We start from the raw sequence: 13,391 nt of genomic DNA, 5'->3' as shown, positions 1-13,391 counted from the left end.
GTGCGCATCATGGAGGATTCGGGTGTTGCCCAGTAAGAAGTATCTGCTCATCGCCATCATCACGCTGGCGACCCTGCTGCTCGGTTTCGTGTTTTCCGGCTATCTGACCCTGCTGTTCCTGGGGCTGGACACCCAGCTGTTCACCTGGAACACCTACTACCAGTACGTCCACGCCATCGGCCAACCGCAGGTCGCGCCCTTCGTGGGCAAGATCAAATGGGCTGGCTACGTGGGCTTCGGCCTGCCCCTGCTGGTGCTGCTGGTGGCCGGCCTGGTGCTGCTGCTGAAGAAGGACAAGCGCTCGCTGCACGGCGACGCGCGCTTCGCCACCGGCGCCGACCTGGCCAAGCACGGCATGTTCAAGAAGACCGGCCAGAGCATCGTGGTCGGCAGCCATGGCGGCAAGCTGGTGCGCCTGGATGGCCAGCAGTTCGTGATCCTGGCCGCGCCGACCCGCTCGGGCAAGGGCGTGGGCGTGGTCATCCCGAACCTGCTGGAGTACGGCGAATCACTGGTCGTGCTGGACATCAAGCAGGAGAACTTCGACCTGACCAGCGGTTGGCGCGCCAGCCAGGGCCAGGAGATCTACCTGTTCAATCCCTTCGCCGAAGATCGGCGCACGCACCGCTGGAACCCGCTCAGCTACGTCTCCGATGATCCGGCCTTCCGCGTCTCGGACCTGATGAGCATCGCCGCGATGCTGTATCCGGACGGGGCCGAGGACCAGAAATTCTGGGTCAGCCAGGCGCGCAACGCGTTCATGGCCTTCACCCTGTACCTGTTCGAGAACTGGGACGACGAGCGCAGCAGCGGTTTCCCGGGCGGCGCCGGCACGCCCACGCTCGGTGCGGTGTACCGGCTGTCCTCCGGCGACGGCACCGACCTGAAGAAGTACCTCAAGACCCTGTCGGAGCGGCCGTTCCTCAGCGCCAACGCCCGTTCGGCGTTCGCCAACATGCTGTCGCAGGCCGATGAGACCTTCGCCTCGATCCTGGGCACCTTCAAGGAACCGCTCAATCCCTGGATCAATCCGGTGCTGGACAAGGCCACCAGCTGCAACGACTTCCTGCTGACCGATGTCCGCAAGAAGAAGATGACCATCTATATCGGCATCCAGCCGAACAAGCTGGCCGAGAGCCGGCTGATCATCAACCTGTTCTTCAGCCAGCTGATCAACCTCAACACCAAGGAACTGCCCAAGTCCAACCCGGACCTGAAGTATCAGTGCCTGCTGCTGATGGACGAATTCACCTCGATCGGCAAAGTGGAGATCATCGCCTCGGCGGTGTCGTACATGGCTGGCTACAACATCCGCCTGCTGCCGATCATCCAGAGCATGTCCCAGCTCGACGCCACCTACGGCCGGGAAGTGTCACGCACCATCATCACCAACCATGCCCTGCAGATCCTGTACGCGCCGCGTGAGCAACAGGATGCCAATGACTATTCGGACATGCTGGGCTACACCACGGTGCGCAAGAAGAACGTCACCCATGCCCGCGAGAAGACCCACAACTTCACCGAGGAACGGCGCGCGCTGATGCTGCCGCAGGAGCTGAAGGCAATGGGGCCGGACATGGAGGTGTTCCTGTATGAGGGCATACCGCATCCGGTGAAGTGCGACAAGATCCGCTACTACAAGGACCGCTACTTCACTTCGAGGCTGCTGCCGAAGGTGGACGTTCCGATGCTGAACGTCTAATTCACGACGCTTAATTTGTGAATTTGATTCGAAGTTAAGAATGTGAATTCGTGATTTCGGTCAAGAATTTGGCATTTGTTCATGGATTTTCAGACTTGTCTGACATGGAATTGACGCGTGGTTGTGCGACCCTGTGCATGTCGTCCAGAAGTGTGTGCTGGATGTCGAAGATGTAGCAGCAGGGTGGCCAGGAGTTTGTGCCATGGAAACAAGGATGGTTTCGACGTTGGTGAGGTATGCGGATGTGTTGTCGGCTGCGCCGATGGCCCCGCGACCTGGTTGGCAGCCTTTGGGCTGCAGGGGAGCCGGAGTGGGTGCGCTGCACACAGCGTGTCCCTCCGATTCCGGCGTGCGCGATGCAGCGCCGGACGACCAGGGGACCAATGCTCGGGACTGCTTTTTCGTACGTCAAAGTGAAGCCCGTATGAATCAGGCGTTTATCGCGAAAATGTCCATCGCCGCAGTGGCGGCGCTGATGGTGGCCGGTTGCGCCACCAAGTCCGCTCCGGATTTCGGAGGCCGCTGGAAGCCGGTCAACCGCTTTGCTGCGACGACGACCGAAATTCCGCTGTACTCCAGCTACGTCTACCAGGCCTCGCCGATGGATGGCACGCTCAAAGCCATGCTCGAGCGTTGGGCCAAGGATTCCGGGCGCACGCTGGACTACCGCCTCAGCTCGGATTTCACCCTGTATGGCGCGGTCTCGAACATCGACACCACCAACGCACAGCAGGCCGTGATCGATCTGACCGCAGCCTATGCGGCGCAGGGCATCTCCGTCTCCATCGTTGGCAACCAGATCGTTGTGCAGAGCGCTGGCTCGACGCCGACCGCGTCGGCGCAGGGCGCTGATTCCAACAGCGGCACCTGAGTCCACCTCGAAATCATCGAACGTGCCGCTCCCCGCGCCTGTCGCAGGGGTGCCACGCCCATTGATGTTTCAGCAGTACGGAAGAATCCATGTTCCGCAAGAAGGATCCCGGCAATAGTCCCAAGGTCGAGCAGTCGGTCGCCAAGGCGGTCAGCTACGAGATCACCGTGGCCGACATGGCGCGCCGCAGCGAGCGGCGCGCGTGGTGGGTCGCCACGGGCTCGTTGTTGATGTCGCTCGCCCTGGCGGGCGGCTACTACTACATGCTGCCGCTGAAGGAGAAGGTGCCGTTCCTGGTGATGGCCGATGCCTACACGGGTACCGCGACCGTCGCGCGCCTGAGTGGCACCTTCCAGGGCGAGACGATCACCACCAACGAAGCGATCAATCGCAGCAACGTCGCCCAGTACGTGCTCGCGCGCGAATCGTACGACTCGGCGGTGATGGGGCTGCGTGACTGGGAACTGGTGTTCGTGATGTCCACCGATCCGGTGGCGCAGTCCATGCGTGTCCGCTATGCCGGCAACAATCCGCAGAACCCGTTCGTGATGTATGGCCGCGAACGCGCCATCCGGGTCAAGATCCTCAGCATCACGCCACTGGGGGCCGAGCCGAACGGCAGCTTCCGCGGCGCTTCGGTGCGCATCCAGCGCAGCCTGCTGGACAAGCGCACCGGCGTCTCTACCTACCTGGACAACCAGCTGGTGACGATGCGCTTCGAGTACAACCAGAACCTGGCGTTGTCCGAGCAGGATCGCATCCTCAACCCGCTGGCGTTCCAGGTCACCGAGTACCGCGTCGACAACGACTACTCGCGTGGTGTGCCGGTGCCGGATGACGGCGCCATGCAGGCGCAGGCGCAACAGGCCGCTCAGGCGGCGCAGCAGGGGCAGGGCGCCTACGATCCCAACAATCCGGCCGCGGCCACCATGATCGACCCGGCCACCGGCCAGCCGGTCGCGGTGCCAGCCAATGGCCAGGTGCCGGGCCAGCCCGTACAGGGTCAACCCATGCCGGGTCAGCCGGTGCAGGGGCAAGCAATGCCGGGGCAGGCCATGCCCGGACATCCGGCCATGAGGCCGGCGCAGAACAATTCCACCGGAACTGCTGATGGAGCAAGCAACCGATGAGTAGTCGAAATATCAGGGGAAGCGCGCTGGCGCTGCTGTCGATGTTGTCGTTGCTGTTCTCAGCAGCGGCGATGGCGCAGGCGGTTGACCACTACGAGTACGAGAAGGACCGCATCTATCCGGTTCGCACCGGCCTGGGCCTGACCACCCAGATCGAGTTGAGCCCTAACGAGAAGATCCTCGACTACAGCACCGGCTTCAGCAGCGGCTGGGAACTGACCCGCCGCGAGAACGTGTTCTACCTCAAGCCGAAGAACGTCGACGTCGACACCAACATGATGGTGCGCACCGAGACCCATTCCTACATCTTCGAACTGAAGGTAGTAGCCACCGACTGGCGCCAGCTGGAGCAGGCACGCCGTGCAGGCGTGCAGTACAAGATCGCCTTCGTCTATCCCAACGACACCGTGTTCGGTGTCGCCCAGGAAGCGGTCGAAGAAGAGGCCAAGCCGTTGTTGAGCTCGGAACTGGCCAAGGACCGGCAGTACAACTTCAACTACTCCTATTCGACCAGCAAGGCGAAGAAGATGGGGTGGCTGATCCCGGTCAACGCCTACGACGATGGTCGTTTCACCTACCTGAAACTGCCGAATTCGCCGGAGTACAAGACCGGCATCTTCCCGGCGGTGTTCGGTCGTGAAACGGAATACGGTGAAGACTTCGTGGTCAACACCACGGTTGAAGGCAATACGCTGATCGTGCACGGGACGCACCCGTACCTGGTCATCCGCCACGGCGACTTCGTCGTCGGCCTGCGAAGGAACGTGAAGAAATGAGCCAGCAGAACACTCCCGGAAACGACCCGAACAACGGACGCGACGAGAGCCAGAGCCCGTACGGCGCACAGGGTGCCGCGGACGCGCCGTCGAATCCCTACTTCGGCACGACCCAGGCCGAGCCCGCGCCGGATCTGGATGCGGCCGCGCCGCAGCTGCGCTCGGCCGAAGAGCAGCGGTTGAACCGCAAGGCGCTGCTGTTCCTCGGCGGTATCGTGCTGCTGCTTGTGGCCATGGGCTTCCTGCTGTTCCGGAAGGGGCAGGATGACAAGAATGCCGTGCAGAAGGTGCCGGAAGTTGCGCGCGTGTCTACGCCGACGCTGCCGGACGCCGTGCAGACGGGTCCGGTTCCGTCGCAGGCGATGCAGCCCGCTGACCCGATTCCGATGCTGCCACCGCTGCCGCCGCAGGAGAGCAATGCCATTTCGCCAGCGATGATGGGCACGCGTCAGGAGCGCGAGATCGAGCGTGGCCCCTCGCTGCTTGATCGCCGCATTGCCGGGTCTGGCGGTGGCGTGGGTGGCATGGGTGAAGGGCAGGGTCAGGCTGGGGGTCCTCCTTCATCCTACGAACAGGCCATGCTCGCCACGCTGCAGGCGCAGAACGGCAACACCGCTCCCGCAAAGGTTCGCCGCGGCCCGGACGTCGAGGATGTCTCCAGCGCCACCTACATCCAAAGCCCCGATGCGCTGCTGGTGCGTGGCACCTACCTGCGTTGCGTGCTGGAAACCCGCATCATCACCGACCTCGCCGGCTACACCTCGTGCCTGCTGACCGAGCCGGTGTACTCGATCAACGGTCGCAACCTGCTGCTGCCGAAGGGCTCCAAGATCTATGGCGCCTACGGCGGCGGTCCGATGGGCAAGCGCGTGGAAGTGATCTGGGATCGCATCACCACACCGAATGGCATCGACGTTGCGATGTCCAGCCCGGGCGTGGATCAGCTGGGTGGCGCCGGTCATCCGGGCCAGTACAGCGCGCACTGGGGTAGCCGTATCGCATCGGCGCTGATGATCAGCCTGATTTCCGACGCCTTCAAGTATGCGGCCGCCGAGCACGGTCCGGAGACCACGACCATCGCCAACAATGGCATGACGGTGCAGTCGCCCTACGAGAGTGCTACCGCACGCACGATGGAGCGCCTGGCCAACGAGGCACTCAGCAGCAACCGTCGTCCGCCAACCGTCACCATCAACCAGGGCACGATCGTGAACGTCTACGTCGCCAAGGACGTCGACTTCACCAACGTGCTGCATCCCCGCCGGTAACCCAACGAACGATCATGGACGCCGAAGTGTCACCCCTCGCCCTCGTCTCCAGCGATTTCCTGCGCTATCAGTACGAAGTGCTGGGCATCGCCGAGTACATGACCTCTCCGGAAGTGACGGAAATCTGCATCAACCGTCCCGGTGAGCTGTACCTGGAAACGCGGGCCGGGTGGCAGCGGGTGGACGTGCCGAGCCTGACCTTCGAGCGGGCCCGGCAGTTCTGCACGGCGGTGGTGAACGAGAGCAACACCGGCCAGCGCATCACCGATGCCGATCCGGTCGTGTCGCTCACGTTCCCCACTGGCCAGCGTGCGCAGTTCGTGATTCCGCCTGCATGTGATGCAGGCAAGGTGTCGATCACCATCCGTCTGCCGTCCAAGCACACCAAGTCGCTCAGCCAGTATCACGAAGACGGCTTCTTCAATCAGATCCTGGAAAGCGATGGCAGCATCAGCGAGCAGGATCGCGAGCTGCTGGAGCTGCGTCATTCGCGAGAGTACGCCGAGTTCTTCCGGCGTGCGGTGATGTACCGCAAGAACATCGTGGTATCCGGTGCGACCGGCAGCGGCAAGACCACCTTCATGAAGGCGCTGGTCAACCATATCCCGGACAACGAGCGCCTGGTCACCATCGAGGACGCACGCGAGCTGTTCCTGACCCAGCCCAACGTGGTGCACCTGTTGTATTCCAAGGGCGGGCAGAGCACCAGCAATGTCACGGCCAAGAGCTGCATGGAAGCCTGCCTGCGCATGAAGCCCGAGCGTATCATCCTGGCCGAGCTGCGCGGTGACGAAGCGTTCTACTTCATCCGCAACTGCGCGTCCGGCCATCCGGGTTCGATCACCAGCTGCCATGCGGGCAGCCCGGAGCAGACCTGGGACCAGCTTGCACTGATGGTTAAGGCTTCAGCCGAAGGTTCGGGCCTGGAGTTCAACGTGATCAAGCGGCTGTTGATGATGACCATCGACATCGTTGTGCATATCAAGGCGCATGCTGGCTCGCGCTACATCACCGGCATCGACTTCAATCCTGGGCGTGCCCAGGGGCAGGAGGGCTGAGGGATGCTGCCAGGACTGGAAATGATGGCGTGCCCGGAGATGGCCGTGTCGATGGATGTGATGCAGCACGTCATCAACGTCGAATCGTCGCGCAATCCCTACGCCATCGGCGTGGTCGGCGGTGCACTGGTGCGCCAGCCCAAGGCGTTGGATGAAGCGCTGGCGACGGTGCGCATGCTGGAAGAGAAGGGCTACAACTTCTCGATCGGGCTGGCCCAGGTCAATCGCTACAACCTGGGCAAATACGGGCTGGATTCGTACGAGAAGGCCTTCCAGCAGTGCCCGAACCTGCAGGCCGGTTCGCGCATTCTCGCCGAGTGCTACAAGCGCTCCGGTGGTGACTGGGGCAAGTCGTTCAGCTGTTACTACTCGGGCAACTTCGAGACCGGCTTCCGTCACGGCTACGTGCAGAAGATCTACGACTCGATCCGCCGCGGCCAGCAGGTTGCCAGCAATGGTGTTGCGCCGATCGACGTGGTGAGCCGCGGCGAGCGCCGCAGCGTGAAGGTCGAACATCATCCGCAGCTGGCCTCTCCGGCGCAGGCGCGCATCGTTGCTCAATCCAACGGCCCGGTGTACGTGCCGTCCGAAGATCCCGCACGCGCCTATGTCGTGTACCCGTCCACCGGGGCGATGGCGCGGGTAGTTTGCTGAATCTCGCCGACCAGGCGCTGTCCAAGGTGGTGCTGGGTTCGGTGGACAGGATGATGCAGCCTCAAGCGCAACCCAGCCAAGGGGCCGCCTATCCGCAGCAACAGTCCGGTGGTATGCCGCAGCAGTTGCCTCAGCAGCGTGCTGCGCAGGCCATGGCCATGCCGCAGCAGTTGCCGGGCGCCGCCGGTGCCAGCAATGAGGGGCCCGTGATGCTGCGGCCCTGGAGCGAGCGTAACCAGCCTGTGGCGGGTGCCGACAATTCGTACAACGCGCCGGTGCAGGCCGCACCGGTGCAACAGATTCCCGCAGGGGATGCGGCCTTCGTGTTCTGACGAAGTCGTGGTGCGGCCAGTCCCCCGGCTGGCCGATTCAGTTGTGTTAGTCCATCAACAAGGAAATCAATCCATGAAGCGATCCAATCTCGACCTCGTCCAGGCCCAGCGCACGCTGAAGACCCTGCTGATGGCCACGATCTTCGTTGGCGCACTGTTCGCCCCGCAGGTGTTCGCCACCGGCACCGACTTCGGCGGCACCGACAAGAAGGTCTGCGGTTTCTTCTCCAACATCAACGGCCTGCTGAACATGGCCTCAATCGCCGTGGTGACCATTGCGGTGATCTTCGCCGGCTACCAGATCGCCTTCGCGCACAAGCGCATCGGTGACGTCGCGCCGATCCTGATCGGTGGCGTGCTGATCGGTGCCGCTGGCCAGATCGCACGCATGCTGCTGGGCGAAGGTAGTGATGGGAAGTGCGGTGCTGGTACCAGCACTGGCTACTACCTGATCAAAAACGCGATCCAGTACTACAGTGCATAAGAACGTCGTGTTCCGCGGCTGCACGCGCCCGGCCATGTTCCTGGGTGTGCCTTACCTGCCATTCTTCATGGTGGCAGGCGGGTTGCTGCTGCTCAGCATGTATACGAACTTCTGGTTCCTGCTCACCATTCCGGTGGCGGTCTTCATCATGCGACAGATGGCCAAGCGTGACGAAATGATCTTCCGCCTGTTGGGCCTGCGCCTGATGTTCAAGCTGAAAGTCCGCAACGTGCAGGAACACGATGGCATGTGGGTGTTCAACCCCAACCATTACCGCGACAAGCCGGCCCGAATGGATTGAGGTCCGGATCCGGCCCGGCGGGCGCAAGCGCCCGTCGGGTCTGTTGAAACTTCTTGGCAGTACCTCTTTGGAAGCAGTCGTATGTTCAGCCCAGACACCTCCATCAGCGAGTTCATTCCATTGTCGTCGCACGTCGCCCCGAACGTGGTCAAGACCACGGGCGGCGACTACCTGCTGACCTGGCATCTGGAAGGGCTGCCGTTCGTCGGCCGTGAGGAGTGGGAGCTGGAGCATCGCCACAACACGTTCAACCGCCTGCTGCAGACGCTGCGTGCTCCCGACTTCGTGAACGTGGCGTTCTGGGTGCATGACATCCGTCGTCGCCGCACGCTGAAGGGCAAGAGCAACTACAAGCAGCGCTTCAACCAGGACGTGTCCGATCAGTACATGGGCATGCTGTCCTCGCAGCGCATCATGCAGAACGAGCTGTACCTGACCATGATCTATCGCCCCGTGGTGGCGGGTAAGCGCTTCGTCGAGAAGTCGGCGAACGTGGACAAGCTGCGCGCGGAGCAGGAGCAGGCAGTCGAAAAGCTGATGGAACTGGCCGGCAACGTCGAGGCCGTGATCCGCGACTACGCGCCGTATCGCCTGGGCATGTATGAGGCCAAGAATGGCGTGGTGTTCTCGGAAACGCTGGAGCTGTTCGGCTACCTGATCAATCGCATTGACGAGCCGGTCCCGGTGCTGTCGGCACCAATCAAGGACTACCTGCCGGTCAGCCGGCACATGTTCTCGTCCAAGACCGGTGACTTCGTCATCAATACCCCCAATGGTGCCAACCACTTCGGCGCCATCCTGAACATCAAGGAGTATGCCGAGGGAACTTACCCGGGCATCCTCAACGGCCTGAAGTACCTGGACTACGAGTACGTCATCACCCATTCGTTCAGCCCGATGGGGCGTCAGGACGCGCTCAAGGTGCTCGACCGCACCAAGGGCATGATGATCTCCTCCGGCGACAAGGCAGTCAGCCAGATCGTCGAGCTGGACCAGGCGATGGATCAGCTCTCGTCGGGTAATTTCGTGCTCGGCGAGTATCACTTCATCATGGCAGTCTACGGCGACAGCCAGGCCAAGCTGTCGCAGAACGTGGCCACGACGCGCGCCGAGCTGTCCAATGCCGGTTTTGTATCGACCAAGGAAGATCTGGCGGTTACCTCGTCTTTCTACTCCCAACTGCCGGCCAACTGGCGCTACCGCACCCGCCTGGCCAATGTCAGCTCGCTGAACTTCCTGGGCCTGTCGCCGCTGCATAACTTCGCGACCGGCAAGCAGCACAACAACCCGTGGGGCGATTGCGTCACCACGCTGCAGACCACCAACGGCCAGCCGTACTACTTCAATTTCCACGCGACCCATCCGTCAGAGAACTCGCTGGGCGAGAAGGCGATCGCCAATACCATGGTGATCGGCAAGTCCGGTACCGGTAAGACCGCGCTGATCAACTTCCTGCTCAGCCAGGTTCAGAAGTACGAGCCGTCGCCGACCATCTTCTTCTTCGACAAGGACCGTGGTGCGGAGATTTTCGTGCGCGCCTGCGGTGGTAACTATCTGGCCCTGGAGAACGGTGCGCCAACCGGCTTCAACCCGTTCCAGTGCGAGAACAATGAAGCCAACGTCCAGTTCCTCGCCGACCTGATCAAGGTGCTGGCCGGCAAGCGTGAGTACAGTGCCCGCGAGGAAGAGGATATCTATCGCGCTGTAGAGAGCATGCTCGATACGCCGATGCACCTGCGCAGCATGACCAACTTCCAGAAGAGCCTGCCCAACATGGGTGACGATGGGCTGTACGCGCGCATGCGCCGCTGGACCTCGGGCAATTCGCTGGGCTGGGTCTTCGACAATCCGGTCGACACCGTTGATCTGAGCAAGGCCAACATCATCGGCTTCGACTACACCGACATCATCGACAACCCCGAAGTGCGCGTGCCGGTCATCAATTACCTGCTGCACCGCCTGGAGTCGCTGATCGATGGTCGTCCGCTGATCTACGTGATGGACGAATTCTGGAAGATCCTGGACGGCGAGGGTGGCCTGAAGGAATTCGCGAAGAACAAGCAGAAGACCATCCGTAAGCAGAACGGTCTGGGCATCTTCGCAACGCAGAGCCCGGAAGATGCACTGAAGAGTGACATCTCCGCCGCGCTGATTGAACAGACCGCCACGCTGATCCTTCTGCCCAACCCGAACGCCAGCAAGAGCGACTACATGGACGGCCTGAAGCTGACCGAGGCCGAGTTCAGGGTGGTTACCGCCCTGGACGAGCGCTCGCGCTGCTTCCTGGTCAAGCAGGGTCATGCGTCCAGCGTCTGCCAGCTCAACCTGCGTGGCATGGACGACATCCTGTCGGTGATCTCGGCCTCGACCGACAACATCGACATCATGCATCGGGTGTTGCAGACGGCTGCAGTCCGCAATCGGATCACCGTGGACGAGCTCACGCCGGAACAGTGGCTGGAAGATTTCTACAAGAATCGAAAGGGTTCGGGCAAGACGGCGAGTACTGAGGCCGTGGCATGAGTCGGGTGTCCCGACGCTCTTGAACGACCGACTATGGAGACGATGATGAACAGTCTGAGCAAGAACAGGAAGAAGGCCGGTATGCCGCGCAGCACTCGACTGAGCGCGTTGGCATTGGGCGCCGTGATGTCGTTGGCAACCACGACGGCAAACGCAGGCTGGCCGGTGTTTGATTACTCGAACCTGATGCAGGCCATCTATGAGTACAAGAACTCGATCACCAGTTACGCGGCCGACGCTGCCGAGTATGCCGAGCAGGCAGAGCGTTGGAAAAGGACGCTGGACCAGTACGCTCAGGCGCTGGTGAAGGTGCAGGCTCAGATGCGCAAGATCGGCCTGCCGGAGGGGCAGCCGTTGGTACCCGTGCCTGCGGACTATCTGGTGGCGGAAACCTGTGGCAGCAAGAGCAGTTTCTCGCCCGGCGATCTTTTCAAGAGTCTTGTGTTCAATCCGACCGGTGACATGAAGGAGCAGCAGACCCAGATCTGCGTGAACATCCGCATGATGCAGAATCGCAAGTACAACGATTCGGTGATGTTCCTCGTGCAGTCCATTCCCCAGATGGAGTCGGGCCTGAAGGAAATTTTCGATCTGCGCATCCTCAGCAATGATCAGGGCAACGTCCAGGGTTCGGACAGCGAAGCGACCCGCATGGCCATCAACCTGGAAGTGGCAGCGCAGAGCTGGGAAGGACGCATGCGTTCTTACGATGCCTACATTGAAGTCATGGAAGCCAACCAGAAGATTGTGGCACAGGCGGCGCTCAAGGGAGATCCCACCAAGACCCTTGCGAGCGATCTGGTGAAGACAGTCGCGCTGAAGGCTGCACTGTCCATCGATTGAGGCAGGCGGTGGGGTGGCCAGAGCAAGTGCAAGGGGCGGCCACCGGTGCAAAAGCGGTATTACCAAGGGATTGCAGGAATGACGATCAGGTCGATTGCCAACTTTGATTTTTCGGGCGGGTTCCAGGATCTGATGGAGCACGCTGTGCGTATCCAGTCGATCGGCGACTTCGTGTTCTTCAAGCTGATTCTTGACTACCTGCGCGACAGGATTGGCAAGTTCGGCTTCCATTTGATGGAGAACATGATGACGTGGGTCGGCGGCATCGCGCTGACCCTGATGACCCTGTGGGTGCTGGTACAGGGCTATCGGATCGTCACCGGCCGCAGCCGGGACTCGATGATGATCCTGGTGACCAACATGGCGCGCGCCGCCCTGATCGTGGCGGTGGCGACGAGCATGGGCATGTTCGGTCGCGACCTCCATGAATTCCTGACGGAAGACGTGAAGGGGCTGATCACGCACGTTGTGACCGGCAAGGACGAGAAGCCCGAGGCGCAGATCGACAAGAGCCTTGCCTGGATGCAGGTGGCGCTGTCCAGCATCGATGGGATCAAGATTCTCAATGATCCCGAGCTGCAGGCTGACAAGACCCGCGCGATGTGGTTCATCGGCCTGGGCACGGGTGGCCCTGCGGTGACGGCAGGTTCAATGCTGCTGCTGTATGAGGTCGCCATGGCCCTGTTCATCGGCTTGGGACCACTGTTCATTCTTTGCCTTCTGTTCGACCAGACCAAGCAGCTGTTCCAGCGATGGCTGTTCTACGGCATTGGAACCATGTTCTCCATGGCGGTACTGGCGGCGATGGTATCTATCGCGCTGGACATGGTGATCCGCGTGTCGGCCTCGTTCTGGATGACGGCGCTTGTGAACAAGTTCCCGCTCATGGGCGCGTCCAGTGACGGCATGACCAGTCAGGCGATGCAGCAGGGCGGCATGGGATTGATCCTGACTACCTTGATTCTGACTGCGCCCCCAATGGCGGCCATGTTCTTCCAGGGCACCTTGGGTAGCTTCATGGCATATTCGCAGATAGGTGGTAGCGCAGCCGCTACTCCGAGTGCGGATGGGCGTCCACCCGGCACCTATACACCAGCTGCTCCTTCGAAGCAGGATTCTGTCAATCCGGAAACCAGTAATTCAGCTGGGAATGGCAGGCTCACTGTTCCGCAAGGGGGCTGCTGTCCCCCAGGAGACTGGGCTCCGGGCTGCGAATAAGATCAGCGGCAATTGATGAAGAGGTAAATATGTCTTTGGCTTCGCGCGTGATTCTTCTGATGATTACGTTGGTAGCTGCCGGCCAAGCATTTGCAGAAGGGCGTTGCCCGCCAGGTCAGTACCCAATCGGTGGCCCGGGTGTCGGTGGGTGCGCCCCGATTCCAACTGGGGGGAGAGCGGCACATCTGCGCCCAGGCCCGACGGCCGTTGGATCAAGACGTGGGGTGCCAT

General features: G+C 61.5%; 12 protein-coding genes and 1 pseudogene. All 13 read left to right on the top strand.

Annotated features, from left to right (window positions below):
* Nucleotides 1–22: 22 nt before the first annotated feature.
* The 13 genes and pseudogenes from DL544_RS13040 (at nt 23) to DL544_RS12985 (ending at nt 13,160) form a co-directional block, all read left to right on the top strand.
* Complete coding sequence (locus tag DL544_RS13040; RefSeq protein WP_061480696.1) at nt 23–1,702, top strand: type IV secretory system conjugative DNA transfer family protein; 1,680 nt, start codon at nt 23–25, stop codon at nt 1,700–1,702.
* A 424-nt stretch (nt 1,703–2,126) separates the two neighbouring features.
* The gene (locus DL544_RS13035; RefSeq protein WP_032954281.1) at nt 2,127–2,573 is read left to right on the top strand and encodes a hypothetical protein; all 447 of its coding nucleotides are present in this window, start codon (nt 2,127–2,129) and stop codon (nt 2,571–2,573) included.
* Between the two features lie 89 nt (nt 2,574–2,662).
* The gene (locus DL544_RS13030) at nt 2,663–3,703 is read left to right on the top strand and encodes a VirB8 family type IV secretion system protein (protein ID WP_139727302.1); all 1,041 of its coding nucleotides are present in this window, start codon (nt 2,663–2,665) and stop codon (nt 3,701–3,703) included.
* Entirely contained in the window at nt 3,700–4,479 is a 780-nt protein-coding gene (locus DL544_RS13025) for a TrbG/VirB9 family P-type conjugative transfer protein (protein ID WP_014037652.1), read from the top strand. The genes DL544_RS13030 and DL544_RS13025 overlap by 4 nt, the downstream gene beginning before the upstream one ends.
* Nucleotides 4,476–5,747 (top strand): TrbI/VirB10 family protein, encoded by a 1,272-nt coding sequence (locus DL544_RS13020; protein ID WP_139727299.1) that lies wholly within the window; start codon nt 4,476–4,478, stop codon nt 5,745–5,747. The genes DL544_RS13025 and DL544_RS13020 overlap by 4 nt, the downstream gene beginning before the upstream one ends.
* 14 nt (nt 5,748–5,761) lie before the next feature.
* Nucleotides 5,762–6,805 (top strand): P-type DNA transfer ATPase VirB11, encoded by a 1,044-nt coding sequence (virB11, locus tag DL544_RS13015; RefSeq protein ID WP_049415061.1) that lies wholly within the window; start codon nt 5,762–5,764, stop codon nt 6,803–6,805.
* Between the two features lie 3 nt (nt 6,806–6,808).
* Nucleotides 6,809–7,285: pseudogene (locus DL544_RS22000) on the top strand (lytic transglycosylase domain-containing protein); the annotation flags it as partial.
* Nucleotides 7,286–7,452: 167 nt separating this feature from the next.
* Entirely contained in the window at nt 7,453–7,791 is a 339-nt protein-coding gene (locus DL544_RS21995) for a hypothetical protein (RefSeq protein ID WP_255312967.1), read from the top strand.
* A gap of 73 nt (nt 7,792–7,864) precedes the next feature.
* Complete coding sequence (locus DL544_RS13005; protein WP_065186157.1) at nt 7,865–8,275, top strand: TrbC/VirB2 family protein; 411 nt, start codon at nt 7,865–7,867, stop codon at nt 8,273–8,275.
* Nucleotides 8,268–8,576 (top strand): VirB3 family type IV secretion system protein, encoded by a 309-nt coding sequence (locus DL544_RS13000; protein WP_019660289.1) that lies wholly within the window; start codon nt 8,268–8,270, stop codon nt 8,574–8,576. Before DL544_RS13005 ends, DL544_RS13000 begins: the two co-directional genes overlap by 8 nt.
* 81 nt (nt 8,577–8,657) lie before the next feature.
* On the top strand, nt 8,658–11,099 hold the full coding sequence (locus DL544_RS12995) for a VirB4 family type IV secretion/conjugal transfer ATPase (protein ID WP_139727297.1): 2,442 nt from the start codon (nt 8,658–8,660) through the stop codon (nt 11,097–11,099).
* A 45-nt stretch (nt 11,100–11,144) separates the two neighbouring features.
* Nucleotides 11,145–11,942 carry a hypothetical protein gene (locus DL544_RS12990; RefSeq protein WP_255312966.1) on the top strand — a complete coding sequence of 266 codons (798 nt, stop codon included), beginning with the start codon at nt 11,145–11,147 and terminating at the stop codon, nt 11,940–11,942.
* Nucleotides 11,943–12,020: 78 nt separating this feature from the next.
* A complete protein-coding gene (locus DL544_RS12985; protein ID WP_255312965.1) occupies nt 12,021–13,160 on the top strand; it encodes a TrbL/VirB6 family protein in 1,140 nt (379 codons plus the stop codon).
* Nucleotides 13,161–13,391 lie beyond the last annotated feature (231 nt).

This window comes from Stenotrophomonas sp. pho (genome assembly GCF_006228405.1).
Taxonomy (GTDB): domain Bacteria; phylum Pseudomonadota; class Gammaproteobacteria; order Xanthomonadales; family Xanthomonadaceae; genus Stenotrophomonas; species Stenotrophomonas sepilia.
The sequence above is the reverse complement of the archived record's forward strand: the minus strand, read 5'-3'. Positions and strand labels throughout refer to the sequence as shown.